This is a genomic window from Thalassotalea fusca (assembly GCF_053485835.1).
The window spans coordinates 222,124-238,925 of sequence record NZ_JBQRUN010000004.1 but is presented as its reverse complement, the minus strand read 5'-3'; the positions used below and the strand labels follow the sequence as shown (position 1 = coordinate 238,925).

Below are 16,802 nucleotides of genomic sequence, written 5' to 3'. Positions count from 1 at the left end.
TGGTTTACTACTCTTCGCTCTTGGTTGGTTGTGATGAGTCACAACTTGTTGCGGCGTTATTATTGGATGATGAATTCTGGCTATAACTTAAAACGATGCAGCTATGTGCTGCGACCGTGATAGCCGCTTGATTTATTTCTTTGCCAAAGACTTGTGTTGACGACAAGTCTTCGGTATTTGCGGTATCAATGAGTACTTGCCACTGTCCATTTAGTTCAGGTAACAAGTAGTGAATTTCGCATTGATGCGCGTTGAAAATGATTAACAGCGCGTCATCGTCATGGGCACTGTCTGTTCGAAAGCTGGCATTTTCGTCTGTTTCTGCCAGCAACATTGCAAAGCACTTTATTGCACTGTCATGCCAGTCGTGTTCTTTCATCGGTTGGCCGTGACAATTCAACCAACTTATGTCACTTAACTGGGTTTTTGCGGATTTGGCTAAACCATGTTGGTAATTTGTCCGGTTAAGTAATGGGTGTGCCTTACGTAGTGCGATCAGCTGTTTTACGAAGTTAAGCTCTTGCTCATTCGTATTTGACCAGTCGATCCAACTGAGCTCGTTGTCTTGGCAGTAAGCGTTGTTATTACCTGCTTGCGAATGGCCAAGCTCATCTCCCGCTAATAACATTGGAGTTCCTTGAGCGACGAGTAGGCTAGTGAGTAAGTTGCGTTTTTGGCGTTGACGTAACTTGTTGATGGTGCCGTTAGACGTTTCGCCCTCTACACCAAAGTTATAGCTGAAATTGCTGTTGTGGCCATCTTGGTTATCTTCGCCATTTCGCTCATTGTGCTTTTGCTGATATGTCACTAAATCATGCAAGGTAAAGCCGTCATGTGACGTGATAAAATTAACACTGGCACTAGGACGTCGTCCTGGCGTTTCAAATATGTCGCTTGAGCCATGAAGACGTCTGGCAAACTCTGGCGCCATGCCTTGATCACCGCGCCAAAAACGGCGACAGGTATCTCTGAATCTATCGTTCCATTCTAGCCATTGAGCAGGAAATCGGCCTAGTTGGTAGCCTTCAGGACCAAGATCCCAAGGTTCTGCAATTAATTTAACGCTTGCAAGTACAGGATCTTGTCGCAAGGCAGTAAAGAAGTGGTTGTCCTGCGTGAAGCTTGTATCGTTACGACCTAGGATCGGTGCTAGATCAAAACGGAAACCGTCTACACCCATATACTCCACCCAATAGCGCAATGTATCGGTAACGAGTTGCAAGACTCGTGGATGTTGAATGTTGAGCGTGTTGCCACAGCCAGTGTAATTTTGGTAGTAGCGTTGATCTTCTGGTTTGAGCAGGTAATAACTGGCGTTATCTATGCCTTTGAAGCTATAAGTTGGCCCAAGTTGGTCGCCTTCGGCGGTATGGTTAAAAACCACATCTAGAATGACTTCAATTCCTAACTCATGACATTCTTCTACCATTGAGCGAAATTCGCCGATTTCATCGGTTAAGCAATAGGCGGCATGGGGCACAAAAAATGCGACTGAATTGTAACCCCAATAGTTGCTGAGTGCTTTTTGATCGAGAAATGGTTCATTTAAAAACTGATGAACGGGTAGCAATTCTATCGTGGTAACACCAAGTTCGCGTAGATAATCTAGCGCATGCTTGTTGGCTAATCCTGCGAACGTTCCTCTGTGTTTCACCGGAATTTGGGAGTTAAGTTGGGTAAATCCTTTTACGTGTAACTCATAAATTAATGTATTACGATGGCGAATGTTCGGATGTGATGTGCATTTTTCCAGCGGTGCAATAACCTGACATTTCGGCATAACCTGCGCGTTATCACGATAATCTAAGGTCAGATCTTTTTGCGTACTTTGCTGGTCAAAACTGTAATTTAAGTCCGATGAAGCAAACTCTCCTACAAGTTTTTTCGCATAAGGATCAAGCAAGAGTTTATGAGGATTAAATCGGTGCCCATCATGGGGAGCAAATGGCCCATGCACACGGTAACCATAGAGCTGGCCAACTTTTAATCCTGTCATGTAGCCATGCCAAACATTGTCGGTAAATTCAGGCAGCACAATTCGTGCAATTTCTTCTTCGCCAGTTTCATCAAAAAGGCAAAGTTCCACTTTAACCGCGTGCTGTGAAAATAACGCGAAATTAATACCGTGCTCGTCGGCTGTTGCACCTAACGGATAGGGGCGACCGCTACGAATCTGGTATTGAGTTGAGGCGTTATTAACTTCGGTCATGCTTAGTCAGCCACACGTTGATACATGATGGTTGCCAGTGGTGGAATCGTAATTTCAGCGGAAAACGCTTGTTGTTGCCATGCGTTTTGTGAAGCATCGAACTCAAAAAGGGCTTCAACATCGCTGCCACCTAACTCATTGGCGTCGGTATTAACGAGCAATCGATATTTACCGGCTTTAGGCAGACCTATTCGGAACTGATAATGCGCAGAAGGTGCAAAGTTACTAACAACGACAACTGGCTCGTCATGTGCTTGTCCAAAGCGAATAAAGCTATAAGTTGATTGTTGTGCATTATCGTGATCAAGCCAGACAAAGCCGTCACTCTCACAGTCTTTTACATGCAACGCCGGTGTGTTGGTGTACACCGTGTTTAATTGCTTAACTAAAGATTGCACTTGTTGATGCCAATCAATGTCTAATTGGTGCCAATCAAGCGGTTGATCGTGATTCCACTCTCGCCCCTGTGCAAATTCACTGCCCATAAACAGTAACTTTTTACCGGGGTGTGCCCACATAAAGCCATAATATGCGCGTAAATTGGCAAACTGTTGCCAAGCGTCACCGGGCATTCTCGCCAGTATAGAGCCTTTTCCGTGCACCACTTCATCGTGACTAAGCGGCAGAATGAAGTTTTCATTGAAGGCATAAACGAGACTAAAACTCAATTCATTGTGGTGATAGGGGCGGTGCACAGGATCGCGTTTCATGTACTCTAAGCTGTCGTTCATCCAGCCCATATTCCACTTATAGCCAAAGCCCAAACCGCCATTATCAACGGGGGCGGAAACGCCCGGCCAAGATGTGGACTCTTCTGCCACTGTCATGGCATCAGGGAAGGCGGCATAAAGCTCTGTATTGAAGCGTTTGATAAAATCAATCGCCTCAAGATTTTCACGACCGCCAAATTTATTTGGGATCCATTCACCTTCTTTGCGGCTATAGTCTAAATAGAGCATCGAAGCGACCGCATCAACGCGAATACCATCAACGTGATAATCACTTAACCAATGAATGGCGCTGCTGCGTAGAAAATTGGCAACCTCAGTGCGGCCATAGTTGTAAATCAGGGTATTCCAATCAGGATGAAATCCTTGTTTAGGATCTTGATGTTCATACAAATGAGAACCGTCAAACTGGGCTAAGCCATGTGGATCATTGGGAAAATGTCCCGGTACCCAGTCTACCAATACTCCGATGTCGGCAATATGACATTGTTCGATAAAATATTGAAAATCAGCGCGACTGCCAAACCGAGAGGTTGGTGCAAACAAGCCAACAGGTTGATATCCCCACGAGCCGTCAAATGGATATTCGCTGATCGGCATGAGCTGAATATGGGTAAACCCCATGTCTTTTACATATGGAATAAGCTGCTTAGCAATATCGCGATAATTAAGAAAGTCATTATTTTCATCACGTCGCCAAGAGCCTAAATGCACTTCATAAATACTGATGGCAGCATTACGACTATTTCGTGCAGCACGTTGTTTTAGCCAAAGATCATCTTGCCATTGTTTACTGAGCGGAGCTGCCACAACTGAAGCAGTATTCGGACGCAGCTCTGATTGACTGGCACACGGATCGGCTTTCATTTCAGTATTTTGTTGAGGGTCAGTTATTTGATATTTGTATAACGCGCCTTCGCCAACTTGTGGAATGAACAGGTTCCAATAGCCACTGTAATTCACGTTTTGCATCACGTGTTGCTCACCTTGCCAATGATTAAAATCACCGACAACAGATACCGTGTTAGCGTTTGGTGCCCAAACTGTAAACGCAGTACCTGCTATGCCATGATGAATGCACGGGTGAGCACCTAATACTTTGTGAAGGAAGTGATGGTTTCCTTCTGCTAGTAGATGTATATCAAAATCACTTAATGTTGGTGGAAATTGACCCGCATGTTCAATGAGCTCACTTTGATCTTGAGTGATAAATTGAATTTGGTATTCGAATTTACGTTTGCGGCGTAATTTTCGTTGGAATAAGCCATGCTCATTGATACGGTTTAGCTGACCAAGCGACTTGCGTGTTTTTTTATCAATGATTTCTACCTGCTGTGCTTGCGGTAGAAAACATGAAATAACAAGATAGCCAGAATTAGGATCAGGTGCTAACCCCAAAATTGGGGCGAATTGACCGACATTAGGCTGTGCTTTCTTTTTTATCGCTTGGTTTGGCATTAACTTTTGTTCCTTATCATTAACCAAATAATTGACATTATTTAGCTGCTAGTCCTTAAGCCGTACGTGCAATCTGCTTAATATGCCAAATGTTATCGACATAATCTTGGATAGAACGATCGGAATTGAATTTACCCATGCAGGCTGTATTCATTATAGCCATACGTGCCCATAGTGCTTTGTTTTGATAGGCTTTACCCAATTGGAAATGCGCATCAGAGTATGACTGGAAGTCGGCCAACACTTTGTATGGATCACCGCCATCGAGCAGGCTATGTTTTATCGAAGACAATGCGCCTGGCTCACCCGGTGTGAAATAGTCGGTATCTAACCAATCTAGAACCGCTTTGAGCTCAGCATTTTCGTGATAAATGGCCAATGGATCGTAACCCTGTTGGTTTAAGGCTTTTACTTGGTCTACGGTTAAACCAAAAATGAAGATATTGTCTTCGCCAACTTCTTCTGCAATCTCTATGTTCGCGCCGTCTAAAGTACCGATAGTAACAGCACCATTTAGTGCTAATTTCATGTTACCTGTACCTGAAGCTTCTTTACCTGCGGTAGATATCTGCTCAGACACATCGGCAGCTGGAATGATTTTTTCGGCAAGGCTTACACGGTAGTTTGGTAAAAAGACTACCTTTAATTTGCCATTAATACGTGCATCATTATTGATTTTTTCTGCCACTTTGTTGGTGGCGTATATGATGTCTTTCGCTAATTTATATCCAGGAGCCGCTTTGGCACCAAAAATAAATACACGTGGTGTCATTTCCATATCAGGGTTAGCAAGCAAACGGCGATATAGCGCTAGAATATGCAATAAATTTAAGTGCTGGCGTTTATATTCGTGAAGTCGTTTAATTTGCACGTCGAAAATAGCATCCGGGCTAACTACTACGCCGGTCAATTGTGCGATTTCTTTGGCAAGTGCTTGTTTGTTCTGGTGCTTAATCGCCATAAATTCACGCTGAAATGCAGGATCATCTGCACGTGATGCAACAGCTCGTAGTAAATTCAGATCTTTCGCCCAATCACCGTCGACCGTTTTATAAAGAAGGTCAGATAACAATGGATTACACGCTTTTAACCAACGACGCGGCGTAATGCCGTTGGTCACGTTAGTTAATTTGTCAGGCCATAATTGATCAAATTCAGGGAATAAGTCGGCTTTAACTAATGAAGAGTGTATCTGTGCAACACCATTGACTTTATGTGAGGCGATTACACATAAGTTAGCCATGCGTACGCGACGCTCTGGTCCTTCTTCAATAAGCGAAAGGTGTGCGCGAATTGCTTCATTGTTAGGCCACATCTTATTGACCTCGTCATTCAAGAACGCCTCGTTAATTCGGTACAAAATTGTTAAATGACGTGGTAACACTTTTTCAAAGAGTGCTACAGGCCACTTTTCAAGGGCTTCAGGTAATAATGTGTGGTTAGTGTACGCAAATACGTTGCGTGTAAGCTGCCATGCGGTGTGCCAAACAAATTGGTAGTCGTCTACCAAGATACGCATTAATTCAAGAATCGCTAACGTTGGGTGTGTGTCGTTTAGCTGAATTGCCATTTTATCGGCAAAGTGAGACGCTTTGGCTTCGGTTAATGTGCCATATTGCAATTCGTAGCGTTTTAAAATATCGCGAATAGAGCATGCACAGAAGAAGTACTGTTGTAAAAAGCGAAGTTCATGGCCAGCTGCGTGCTCGTCATTCGGGTAGAGGACTTTTGATATCGTTTCGGCTGCCACTTGTTCTTGGTGGGCATTGAGGTAATCGCCATCGTTAAACTTCTGCCAGTCAAATGCTTCGGTTGCACGACATTCCCATAAACGAAGAATATTGATACTTTGTGACTTATAACCAACAATTGGAATATCCCACGGAACACCTTTGAAATTACGCGTCGCACGCCACTCTGGTTTTGACGAGCCGTCTGCTTGTGTCACATGCTCTACGTAACCGTATGCCGGAATAATTTGTTCTGACTCATAACGGCAGATTTCCCACGGGCTGCCAAATTCACGCCACATGTCAGGCGATTCAACCTGATGTCCATTTTTAAAGGCTTGTTGGAATAACCCGTGCTGATAATGAATGCCGTAGCCGATAGCGTTGTAGTCTAGCGTAGCTAATGAATCAAGAAAACAAGCGGCTAGTCGTCCTAGGCCACCGTTGCCAAGCGCGAGATCGGCGCCTTCTTCACACACATCAGCAAGTGAAATACCCAGTGACTCCATTGCTTGTTCGGTCTGTTGGTATAGATCTAAATTGTGTAGGTTGTTCGCCAGTAGGCGTCCCATCAAATATTCAACCGATAAATAGTTGATGCACTTAGTTTCTTGCTCTGCTTGCGCCAATTGCGTTTCGTTTAGTTGGTCAATAATGAAGTCATTTAGCGCTAGTGACGTAGCTTGCCAGTAAGCGCGTTTATGATCTTTAGCAACATTTGAGTGCAGCGATGCCATGTTTACATCACCTAAAGTGTATTTTAGGTGGTGTTTTATTCGTTCAGCTATGTCATCAGCTGTTAATTTTTTATTTTGTTTTTCAATTGTTTGTAGTTTGTTGACCATAACTTTCACTTAAATAAACGAGTTCAAGAAAAATACTACGTGCTCTGTGTTTCACTTTTGTTGCCTTATCGTGTCATCTGCTGACTTTGATAAACGGGCAATTCAAGCTTAGGAGACAAAAGTCACAATGCGCCATTTTTCGTTATTGATTCATTATGCTCAAGTGGGGTAGGAGAGCAATTGCCTACATACGTATGCATTCAGTTAGAACGCATGGGAATGCTGTGCATACGTATGTAATTCCGCTGTAATCTGTCAGTAATAAATTGCCTTGTGCAAACTTCGCGCCGCGGTTAGTATTTGTGACAAGCTGTAAATATTGGTTAGGTAAGCTGTGAAGCAAAAAAATACGTCATTTGATATCGCATACCGGGCAGGCGTTTCGCAATCAACTGTGTCTAGAGCGCTAAGAAATAGCCCGCTCGTTAACGAAGAAACGCGTTTGCGTATTCAGGCGATAGCCAAAGAACTTAACTACAAAGTAGATAAGAATGCGAGTAGTTTGCGCACGCAACAAAGTGGCACCATTGCATTGCTTTTATTTGAAGATCCTACCAATGATGATTCGCTGATTAATCCATTCTTTCTATCGATGCTTGGCTCTATTACGCGAGCGACAGCCAAGAAAGGCTACGATTTGTTGGTATCTTTTCAACAAATGAGCAACGATTGGCATGCTGATTACGAGGACACGAGAAAAGCCGATGGCATTATTTTGCTCGGTTATGGTGATTACACCGATTACGAAGAAAAGCTGGTTAAGTTAATCGAACAAGAAACTCACTTTGTGCGCTGGGGCGCTGACGTAGAGAATCTGCCAGTCATCTCTGTGGGTTGTGATAATTTTCATGGTGGCTACCAGCTAACTCAGCATGTGATCGACAATGGTAAACAACATTTTGCATTTTTAGGTGGAGTATCAAGTGGTTCGCCTGAATTTCGTGATCGTTATTTAGGGCATTGTCAGGCTTTAAAAGAAGCTAATTTGAGTGTGGATGATGCAAGACAAATTGACGCTATTTCAACTGAAGAAGCAGGTTATCAAGCCGTTCAATCTTTGATCGAAAAGAACGTACCTTTTGACGCAATTTGTGCCGCTAGTGACTTAATTGCTGTAGGCGCTATGAAAGCCCTTCAGGAAAAAGGCATTAATGTGCCAAATGACGTTGTCATTGTTGGTTTTGATGACATTCCTATTGCTAATTTTACGTACCCGCCGCTAACAACCGCTAAACAAAATACCGTATTGGCAGGTGAATTGTTAGTGGATAAATTGCTACAGTTAATTAATGGTGAGGAATGTACCACTGAACTCATGCCAACTAGTTTAGTGATCAGACAATCATGTGGAAGCTGATTGCAAGATAAATAATCATCAGCTATCTGCTATCGCGCTTATTTTGTGTTGCGCCACTTGTACTTGATTCTTACCATTTTCCTTGGCCTGATAGAGTGCTTCATCGGCATATTTTAGGTTCTGTTCAAGATTGTCTCGGCTATTAAATGTTGCAACACCAAAACTTGCAGTAAATTGTATTGGTTGATCATCAATTTTTATATTGAGTTTAGCGGTATGGTCACACATGCGTTGCGCCAAGGTTTGTCCACCTTCGATAGATGTTTGTGGCAACAATGCAATAAATTCTTCTCCACCGAATCTCGCCAGCAGGTCGTCTTCACGTGTTAATAATTTTAAAGATTGAGCGAATTCTGTTAAGACTTTGTCACCAGTATCGTGGCCATAAGTGTCATTGATTTTCTTAAAGTCATCAATATCACACATTATCAGTGACATAGGGAACTTATGTCGTTGTGCAGATTTAATTAAACTGTTCGCTTGTTCCATAAAAAATCGGCGATTGTATAGACTGGTTAGTGCGTCAGTAACTGAGTTTTTATAATGCATTTCAATTACATCGGAAAGTAACAGCGTTAATAGCGCGCCAAGTAAAGCAATACTTTGAATAGTTAATAAAATCAACAATGAAGACGTATAAACGAACGGTGTTTGAGTTAGCGCATAAGGAATAACCATTAGGGCGTTTAACACGCCTAAAGCGATGAAAACATACTTCGCTCGCACTTCGCCTGTTGTTGGTTGTAGCTGGTTTTTCGCAACATGTGGAATACAGAGCATATAGATGATAAACGTATTGAACAGTGCGTTCATTGCTCTAAGTACGAGTGAGTCATAGAGCATAAAGAATAAGTAACAATTACTCCAAGCAAGATAGCCTAGGTGTAAATAAACCCACTTGTCGGCGTAAATATGTTTGGTAGTTGTTCGTTTACGCCACATCAAGCCATAGCGAAGACAGTGAAATGAAAATCCGTAAAAAATATTGGCAAATGCAATAGATAATAATACAGGCATAAAAGGGCGAAATAGGTAAACGGCATAGGCAATTGCCATGAATGAAAATAAAGCTACAAAGTAGCGAATGACCACACGGTAGTCTTTTTCTATGCGCAGCGGGTTAAATATGAAAAATAGCGCACTTGCCACACATGACAGTGTGATGTTTAACAGGTATATAATGCTCTGAAACGACGCATTGTCCATTGAGAATTAGCCTAAATACCATATAAAAGAAAGCAATCCTTTAAGTATAGGCACTATTTTTAAGCAGAGTAATTTCTGGGCAATTAGCTCGAAACTCGTGGCGTAGATTCCGGCTGATGTTTGAGTTGATGCACTCTAAAAATAGCGTTGGAAAGTTCTAAGAGCTGTTTATATTCTACTAATTCTTCTTGAGTGATTTCTTGTACGGCTAATTTTTCATTAAGCAATGTAAGCCGTTCATGCAAATTTGAAGTCATCGGACGCATCCTGCTTTTTTTGATATTAGTGATAATTGTAGACGAAAACGTAAATTTTGCGCCTAATTTAATGGGGATAGAACTGCGATTCAGTGACGGTTTCCTCAAAAACAAGTTACTAAGATGAAAAATTGTGCAGTTACCACAATAAATACTGTGTTCAAACTAATTTGAGTATGCAATTTCAAGGAAGTTTGTTTTAATTAATACAACAAAAAAGTTAAGGAAAATCATGACTACTCAAGCTATTAAATCGAAAGCGGCGATCGCATGGGCGGCTAATCAGCCATTATCTATTGAAGAAATTGACGTAATGCCACCGAAAGCGGGCGAAGTACTGATTCGTGTTATTGCTAGTGGCGTGTGCCACACAGATGCTTTCACCTTATCGGGTGAAGACCCAGAAGGCATTTTTCCATGCATTTTAGGGCATGAAGGTGGCGGTATTGTTGAGCAAGTGGGAGAAGGTGTAACCAGTGTTCAGGTAGGCGACCACGTTATTCCGCTATACACGCCAGAGTGTGGTGAATGTAAGTTTTGTTTATCAGGTAAAACGAACTTATGCCAAAAAATTAGAGAAACCCAAGGTAAAGGGTTAATGCCTGACGGCACTACGCGCTTTTACAAAGACGGACAGCCAATTTATCACTACATGGGGTGTTCTACATTCTCTGAATATACGGTATTGCCCGAAATCTCACTGGCAAAGGTTAACGAAAAAGCACCGTTAGAAGAGGTGTGTTTGCTTGGTTGTGGTGTTACCACAGGCATGGGCGCGGTAATGAATACAGCCAAAGTCGAAGAGGGGGCAACAGTAGCCATTTTTGGCTTAGGTGGCATCGGCCTTTCAGCGGTGATTGGTGCGACCATGGCTAAAGCGTCGCGCATTATTGCCATTGATATTAACGAAAGTAAATTTGAACTCGCGAAAAAATTAGGAGCGACGGATTGTATTAATCCTAAGTTGTTCGACAAGCCGATTCAGGAAGTGATTGTTGAAATGACCGACGGCGGTGTTGATTATTCTTTTGAATGTATCGGCAATGTTGACGTAATGCGCTCAGCATTAGAGTGTTGTCACAAAGGATGGGGAGAGTCAGTAATCATTGGTGTTGCAGGCGCTGGGCAAGAAATTTCGACGCGTCCGTTTCAACTGGTTACCGGACGAGTATGGCGAGGCACTGCGTTTGGCGGCGTGAAAGGGCGTTCAGAATTACCCGACTATGTTGAGCGTTATTTAGAGGGTGAGTTCAAGCTGGATGATTTTATTACCCACACCATGAGCTTAGAGCATATAAACGACGCATTTGACTTGATGCATAAAGGTGAAAGTATTCGTTCTGTTATCCATTTTGATAAGTAACGATCACTTTGGGAAATAGCATGATAGAAATTATTAGCCAAAATAAAAGTTTCGGTGGTTGGCATAAGCGTTATCGCCATCAATCAGCTACGGTAAACTGTGATATGACGTTTGCGGTTTATTTACCGCCACAAGTTGAAGACGGTAAGAAACTGCCTGTGTTGTACTGGTTATCTGGGCTCACGTGTACTGACGAAAACTTTATGCAGAAGTCAGGTGTACAGCGCATTGCAGCAGAGTTAGGTATAGTCGTTGTTGCGCCGGATACCAGCCCTAGGGGCGAGCATGTGGCTAACGACGAGGGATATGACTTAGGACAAGGTGCTGGGTTTTATGTGAACGCTACCCAAGCTCCTTGGCAGCCACATTACCAAATGTACGATTACATTGTAAAAGAGCTACCCGATATCATTGAAGCCAACTTCTCCGTTTCTGATAAGCGAGCTATTTCTGGACACTCAATGGGGGGACATGGTGCGCTGACAATTGCTTTGCGAAATCCTGAGCGATTTACATCTGTTTCTGCATTTAGCCCAATATGCGCCCCTACGCAATGCCCTTGGGGAAAAAAAGCATTTTCAGCGTATTTCGGAAATAATGAAGAAACCTGGCGTCAATATGACGCGGTTGAGTTAATTAAACAGTCGCAAACTCAACTTCCTATGCTTATTGAGCAAGGTGGTAACGATGAGTTTTTGCAGCAACAGCTTAAACCTGAATTATTACTCGCTGCGGCGGAATCTGTTGGTTACCCGATTACTTATAATCAACATGACGGCTACGACCATAGCTATTATTTTATCGGAAGCTTTATCGACGCGCATTGCCGTTTTCATGCGAAGTATTTATAGCTCATACTTTCTCTGTAATACACGTTGAATAAACGGCCATTTATTTTGCGTGTATTGCTCTCTGTCGTTATGAAAACGCTCAGCTAAGGTACAGTTAAGCTGAGCGTTTCTAGTTATATTGATTTTACTGAATTTTGTTTCTGCGTGTTGCTAGCCCAGCTAGACTAAGCGCAAATATAGCTAATGTCGTAGGCTCAGGCACAGTCGTAACAACATTCGCAGCATAATGAATCATATTTTGTCTTAGTTCAAAGGCATTTGGCGTTTGGAAGTTTAAAGTCGTCATACCACCAAACATTACATATCCTTCTCCAACAAACATATCCCCTACAACAGTTGCAGCAGTAATGTCATCTACGATCAATGCATTAAGTTCAGTACCTGAAACGGTTGCATGCGCAAAGTAACTACCAGAAAAATTACCACCAGTTGCACCAAAAGGTCCATTGAAAATCTCATGATTAGGATCGACAGCATGAACATCATTGTCATAATTTGGATAGAGTAACGAAACACCAAACCCCATTGACATACCATCGCCTTCATTAGGTGCTGAATTAATGATTAATCGGCCGCCGCCGAACACCCAGTTTTCCATCGCTGCTTGGTTGGCGATGAGAAAAGCTTCAAGTTCATCAGCATTGCTATCTCCACCTTCCATAAAAATAAAGTCTGTGCTATCAGAAAATAGATTTGCAGCATTTGCTGTTTCATAGTTTTGTTCATTCCACATACCAGCACCAAAAACACCATCCATTGACGCTTCGTTGTTAGTTTGACCCCAAGGATTGCCAGTCGTTGAATCCATATAAACGATTCCCGCGCTTGCAAATCCACTAAGCGTTATTGCAATACTTGCAAAAGCTGCTTTTAACATTTTGTTATTCATTGTTATTTCCTTTGATATTACCCACACATGTTGGGCAGCAGTTTTAATTTCTGTTAGCGCTAAGCAATTATTGGACCATCCTTTTTTTTGTTATTGTTTACAGGGTGTTAATGCTGCTTTGATCGTTTTTCGTCTTTGGTTTGTAAAATAAATAGACACTTTATTTGCTTAAAGATCTTTTAGTTTGAAGATGTCTACTATGGATTGAAGCACAAAAAAATTCAGACTACGGATAAATTGCACTGTTAGCCAATTATGTTTTATTGCTTCCATTATCGTCTCCTTCCGATGATTTGCGCTTTTTTTTGTTCTTGTTTGGCTTTGTCGACATTTTCATATTGCGGTGGTGGAATCGGGAATAGCGATATTAGTGGAAAAAGCATTAAGAACAATACCGCTCCCTTCGACATCCGTTTCGCCTTACCAAACAATAAATTGGCCAATAGCAGGAAAATTACGATTAACATGCAAAGTAACAGCCAAATACCAACAGGTGATTGAAGATACTGATCAAATTCTGGCATTAACCTTCCTTGTTAATCTTAGGGTTTAATATGACAAATATGACCAGATTTATAATTATCAACTAAATGAGCAAAACAATAATCGCAACAAATGATAAAACAATCGCCATTGCTTTGTTAAACAGCGCCATTCGCTGCTCTTGTTTTAACAAATGCTGCAAAAGATTTCCTGCACCTGCCCAAGCAAGAATACAAGCGAAACAAATTAACAAGTAAATACCACAGAAAATTACGAGGTTAGCGAAAATATTTAATTCAAATGCAGAAACTGCGGCTGTGCTCGCCATCCATGCTTTGGGGTTGAGCCATTGCATGATAGCTCCTTGCCAGAATGTAGCATTGTACCGATTAGACAATGATACATTGCCAGAGGCATTAAATAGTAAATAGCTGACATACAGCATGAATACGATGCCAGAAACCTTCAGAACTATCATTAGGCTAGGAAGTAATGATGCAAGCTGACCAAAGCCAACGCCAACGAGAAAGAATAGAATAATAAAGCCAACGGATGCACCGGCAACAAATGGGACGCTTTTCGGCAATCCCTGATTGATACCTGATGACAGGGCAACTAAATTAACTGGCCCAGGTGAAAGCGACATTGAGAGCGCGTACAAACTCATGGCGAAATAGATACTCATAATAGTTTCCTCATCATAATCAGCAATTGAACTAACTTGTCGTTGTAAGCTTAATTTGCTTATCTTTGTTTTATAAGATGAGGTAATTGGATTTCTTTGTTCGATTGTTTGAGGTAATGTTGGGTGCTGAAAGGAAATGATGAAGCTTTGAATTTAGGCTAGATGGAATACAAAATGATTGATGACTTAAAACCGATGGCAGTTTTTGTAGAGACTATTGAACAAGGTTCGTTTCGCGGTGCCGCGGAAAAATTGGGACTATCGCCATCTGTGATCAGTCATCACATAAGCATGTTGGAAAAACGGTTGGATTGCACATTACTTTACCGCTCTACTAGAAAGCTATCTTTAACCGATGAAGGACATGTTTTGTTTGAGCATGCCCAACAAATGATGCAGTTTGCTAAAAGCGGGCTTAGTAAAGTTTCACCTAAAACGGATAATCCATTTGGTAAATTGACGCTGTCAGTACCGACCTTACTTGCTCGCTCCATATTTTCTAGCCACTTAGCAGACTTTATGGCTAAGTTCCCTAATATTACGCTGAATATTCAATGTACAGATGAACGTATCAATATCATTGAACATGGCATTGACGTAGCAGTTCGCTTGGGAACTATGCAAGATTCTTCGTTAAAAGCGCTGAAAGTGGGCGAAATTGCGCGCGTACTGGTTTGCGCTCCTGCACTCATAAAGCAGTTTGGCTCACCTACACACCCAACAGAGCTCAGCAATTGGCCATGGTTATCACTTGCTATGCTTAAAGATAGTCGTCGATTAATACGATACAAGGGCGATAGTACTCATGTGATTGATGAGTGCGAGGTGAGTTTTGTCGGAAAGCATACAATTAACAGCGTGGATTATTTGAGCCGTTTATGTGAGTGTGGCGCAGGAGTGGCGACGCCTCCATTGTTTATGGTGGACTCTCTAATTAGAGCAGGTGAATTGGTGCAATTGTTGCCAACATGGCAAGTTGCTCCTATTGACGTTCATTTGGTATGGCCGAACAATGCTTTGCCCACTAGTTTATCTCGTTTGTTCATCGATTTTATTAAAGCGAAACCAATGAATGTATAGCGACTAACGTATAGCTACTCGGGGCTATACGTCAAACTTCGAGGTTGCATCGAGCAGGCTATCAGAGTGTTTGTGCAGATTTTCAGCAACCTCGCGAATGTCAGCAAGTGCAGCTAACGTGTTCTCGAATGATTCGTGCATGCTAGTAACGTTATCAACGACCATTGTTGCAACATTGGTTTGCTGCTCAGTTGCGGTGGCAATTTGCGCATTCATGGTATTGATCGACAGGATTTGTTCAGATACTAGACTAATCGAACTGCCGGTTTGCTCTGCAGCTTCAGCGTTGTCTTTAGCCATATCTCTTGCTTTTGTCATCGCACCAACAGACTCGTTGGCACCCGACGTGAGTGCGGTTAGCAGTTCTCTAATTTCGTTAGTTGACTTGGCCGTTCTGGAAGCAAGTTCTCTTACTTCATCAGCAACCACCGCAAAACCACGACCTTGTTCACCAGCGCGTGCAGCCTCGATCGCCGCATTCAGTGCCAGTAAGTTAGTTTGCTCAGCGATTGAGGTAATTACATTTAGAATTTGGCTCACATTCTGAGTGTCGCTGGCGAGTTGATCGATAGTATTGGCTGCACTGTCGATTTCCTGACTTAGTGTCTGAGAAGTTGTCACCGATTGTTTAATTTGATTTAGGCTCTCTTCTACCTCACGTTCGGCAGCTTGTGCTGCTTCCGATGCGTTGATAGCGCTACTTGAAATGTCGCTAGCGCTGTGGCGCATTTCTTCCATTGACTGATGAACAACCTTGGCATCATTAGATTGCTGGTTGGTGGCGCGCTCCGCTTTTTCCATCCCTTGAACTAAACGTGTGGAATTTTCCATGAGAGGTTCGACAACGGCCATCACGCCCATTACGGACTCTCTAAGTAGGCTGATAAATGCATTGAAATGAATTGCCACTTGCCCAATTTCATCATTTGAGCGTACAGCTAGCTGCGAACTCAAATTTCCTTTTCCACTTGCGAGTTTTTCCAACGAGCCGGCGGCGTCACTAGCGGCGTTACCAATTGCTTTGGCGATAACGATTGCCAAGATTATTAGTCCAACCAGCATGATTGTACTTATGGTCAACATCAACACTAACGAGTTATGAGACCTTTCTTCGGTATTATTGATTAATTCTAAATAACGATTGTCAGACTTTTGTTGAATTGCAGTAAAGCGTTCAATTAATTCATCATATTTTGCTTGTTTGGTTTGTGCATCTTGTTGAATCTTCGAAAAGTCGGCAGTGCCGTCTATCATTGATTGAGCTATTTGACCGGCAATTTTTGCATAGTCGGTGAGCTTCTCTTGATCGTTGGATGCTCTTAAGCTACTGTCCAGCTGAGTCAATTGTTTTAAATTTGACTGAATTTCTGTAAGCGTTTCATTGGCTTTGTTTAAATATTCCTCGTCACCTAACGTAACCGCCTGGCCATAGAATTCATCTAGTTTTTCTATTAAAAATCGATTAATGGTTGAGGTTTTTACCGATTGGTAGCTCTTGGTTTTGAGTTCATTAAGCGCTTGTTCATTATCAATAATCGTGTTGTAGTTAATGATGGCAGCGACAACAAACGCAAATACGGCGAGTATGGTAATACCGTGTATTTTTGTGGTTATATTTAGATCATTCAGCACATTTTTGAACGCCATGTTAACATCCTCAG

The 16,802-nt window shown here is 42.2% G+C and carries 13 protein-coding genes; 4 read left to right on the top strand and 9 right to left on the bottom strand.

What is annotated here, in order from left to right; all coding sequences use genetic code 11:
• Positions 1-7 precede the first annotated feature (7 nt).
• From glgX to ACSLUK_RS07140, 3 genes are read right to left on the bottom strand one after another with little or no spacing between them, the layout of a single operon-like run.
• Positions 8-2,209, bottom strand: coding sequence for a glycogen debranching protein GlgX (gene glgX, locus ACSLUK_RS07150; RefSeq protein ID WP_448547856.1), 2,202 nt, complete (start codon positions 2,207-2,209; stop codon positions 8-10).
• A gap of 2 nt (positions 2,210-2,211) precedes the next feature.
• Positions 2,212-4,395, bottom strand: a complete 2,184-nt coding sequence (glgB, locus tag ACSLUK_RS07145) for a 1,4-alpha-glucan branching protein GlgB (RefSeq protein WP_448547855.1) — start codon at positions 4,393-4,395, stop codon at positions 2,212-2,214.
• A gap of 55 nt (positions 4,396-4,450) precedes the next feature.
• Positions 4,451-6,970, bottom strand: coding sequence for a glycogen/starch/alpha-glucan phosphorylase (locus ACSLUK_RS07140; RefSeq protein ID WP_448547854.1), 2,520 nt, complete (start codon positions 6,968-6,970; stop codon positions 4,451-4,453).
• 334 nt (positions 6,971-7,304) lie between these two features.
• Here ACSLUK_RS07140 and ACSLUK_RS07135 point away from each other — a divergent pair, with 334 nt between their 5' ends.
• Positions 7,305-8,327, top strand: coding sequence for a LacI family DNA-binding transcriptional regulator (locus ACSLUK_RS07135; RefSeq protein ID WP_448547853.1), 1,023 nt, complete (start codon positions 7,305-7,307; stop codon positions 8,325-8,327).
• Between the two features lie 18 nt (positions 8,328-8,345).
• Here the strand turns inward: ACSLUK_RS07135 and ACSLUK_RS07130 are convergent, their stop codons facing one another.
• Together ACSLUK_RS07130 and ACSLUK_RS07125 are read right to left on the bottom strand one after the other, a co-directional pair.
• On the bottom strand, positions 8,346-9,533 hold the full coding sequence (locus ACSLUK_RS07130; RefSeq protein ID WP_448547852.1) for a GGDEF domain-containing protein: 1,188 nt from the start codon (positions 9,531-9,533) through the stop codon (positions 8,346-8,348).
• An 83-nt stretch (positions 9,534-9,616) separates the two neighbouring features.
• A complete protein-coding gene (locus ACSLUK_RS07125; RefSeq protein ID WP_448547851.1) occupies positions 9,617-9,790 on the bottom strand; it encodes a hypothetical protein in 174 nt (57 codons plus the stop codon).
• Between the two features lie 232 nt (positions 9,791-10,022).
• Between ACSLUK_RS07125 and ACSLUK_RS07120 the strand changes: the two genes are divergently transcribed.
• Together ACSLUK_RS07120 and fghA are read left to right on the top strand one after the other, a co-directional pair.
• Positions 10,023-11,153 carry an S-(hydroxymethyl)glutathione dehydrogenase/class III alcohol dehydrogenase gene (locus tag ACSLUK_RS07120; RefSeq protein ID WP_448547850.1) on the top strand — a complete coding sequence of 377 codons (1,131 nt, stop codon included), beginning with the start codon at positions 10,023-10,025 and terminating at the stop codon, positions 11,151-11,153.
• Between the two features lie 20 nt (positions 11,154-11,173).
• Positions 11,174-12,004, top strand: coding sequence for an S-formylglutathione hydrolase (gene fghA / locus ACSLUK_RS07115; RefSeq protein ID WP_448547849.1), 831 nt, complete (start codon positions 11,174-11,176; stop codon positions 12,002-12,004).
• Between the two features lie 124 nt (positions 12,005-12,128).
• On the opposite strand, the gene ACSLUK_RS07110 is transcribed toward fghA, so the two are convergent.
• The 3 genes from ACSLUK_RS07110 to ACSLUK_RS07100 all read right to left on the bottom strand — a co-directional run bounded on the left by ACSLUK_RS07110 (position 12,129) and on the right by ACSLUK_RS07100 (position 14,061).
• Complete coding sequence (locus ACSLUK_RS07110) at positions 12,129-12,893, bottom strand: PEP-CTERM sorting domain-containing protein (RefSeq protein WP_448547848.1); 765 nt, start codon at positions 12,891-12,893, stop codon at positions 12,129-12,131.
• A 272-nt stretch (positions 12,894-13,165) separates the two neighbouring features.
• A complete protein-coding gene (locus ACSLUK_RS07105; protein WP_448547847.1) occupies positions 13,166-13,417 on the bottom strand; it encodes a hypothetical protein in 252 nt (83 codons plus the stop codon).
• Between the two features lie 62 nt (positions 13,418-13,479).
• On the bottom strand, positions 13,480-14,061 hold the full coding sequence (locus ACSLUK_RS07100) for a LysE family translocator (RefSeq protein ID WP_448547846.1): 582 nt from the start codon (positions 14,059-14,061) through the stop codon (positions 13,480-13,482).
• Positions 14,062-14,235: 174 nt separating this feature from the next.
• Between ACSLUK_RS07100 and ACSLUK_RS07095 the strand changes: the two genes are divergently transcribed.
• Positions 14,236-15,141 carry a LysR family transcriptional regulator gene (locus ACSLUK_RS07095; RefSeq protein ID WP_448547845.1) on the top strand — a complete coding sequence of 302 codons (906 nt, stop codon included), beginning with the start codon at positions 14,236-14,238 and terminating at the stop codon, positions 15,139-15,141.
• 24 nt (positions 15,142-15,165) lie between these two features.
• Here the strand turns inward: ACSLUK_RS07095 and ACSLUK_RS07090 are convergent, their stop codons facing one another.
• The gene (locus ACSLUK_RS07090; RefSeq protein WP_448547844.1) at positions 15,166-16,788 is read right to left on the bottom strand and encodes a methyl-accepting chemotaxis protein; all 1,623 of its coding nucleotides are present in this window, start codon (positions 16,786-16,788) and stop codon (positions 15,166-15,168) included.
• Positions 16,789-16,802 lie beyond the last annotated feature (14 nt).

What these genes read in the sequence shown, in the direction of transcription:
- glgX (WP_448547856.1), bottom strand. Translation starts at nt 2,209, where the DNA reads ATGACCGAAGTTAATAACGCCTCAACTCAATACCAGATTCGTAGCGGT.
- glgB (WP_448547855.1), bottom strand. Translation starts at nt 4,395, where the DNA reads ATGCCAAACCAAGCGATAAAAAAGAAAGCACAGCCTAATGTCGGTCAA.
- ACSLUK_RS07140 (WP_448547854.1), bottom strand. Translation starts at nt 6,970, where the DNA reads ATGGTCAACAAACTACAAACAATTGAAAAACAAAATAAAAAATTAACA.
- ACSLUK_RS07130 (WP_448547852.1), bottom strand. Translation starts at nt 9,533, where the DNA reads ATGGACAATGCGTCGTTTCAGAGCATTATATACCTGTTAAACATCACA.
- ACSLUK_RS07125 (WP_448547851.1), bottom strand. Translation starts at nt 9,790, where the DNA reads ATGACTTCAAATTTGCATGAACGGCTTACATTGCTTAATGAAAAATTA.
- ACSLUK_RS07120 (WP_448547850.1), top strand. Translation starts at nt 10,023, where the DNA reads ATGACTACTCAAGCTATTAAATCGAAAGCGGCGATCGCATGGGCGGCT.
- fghA (WP_448547849.1), top strand. Translation starts at nt 11,174, where the DNA reads ATGATAGAAATTATTAGCCAAAATAAAAGTTTCGGTGGTTGGCATAAG.
- ACSLUK_RS07110 (WP_448547848.1), bottom strand. Translation starts at nt 12,893, where the DNA reads ATGAATAACAAAATGTTAAAAGCAGCTTTTGCAAGTATTGCAATAACG.
- ACSLUK_RS07105 (WP_448547847.1), bottom strand. Translation starts at nt 13,417, where the DNA reads ATGCCAGAATTTGATCAGTATCTTCAATCACCTGTTGGTATTTGGCTG.
- ACSLUK_RS07100 (WP_448547846.1), bottom strand. Translation starts at nt 14,061, where the DNA reads ATGAGTATCTATTTCGCCATGAGTTTGTACGCGCTCTCAATGTCGCTT.
- ACSLUK_RS07095 (WP_448547845.1), top strand. Translation starts at nt 14,236, where the DNA reads ATGATTGATGACTTAAAACCGATGGCAGTTTTTGTAGAGACTATTGAA.
- ACSLUK_RS07090 (WP_448547844.1), bottom strand. Translation starts at nt 16,788, where the DNA reads ATGGCGTTCAAAAATGTGCTGAATGATCTAAATATAACCACAAAAATA.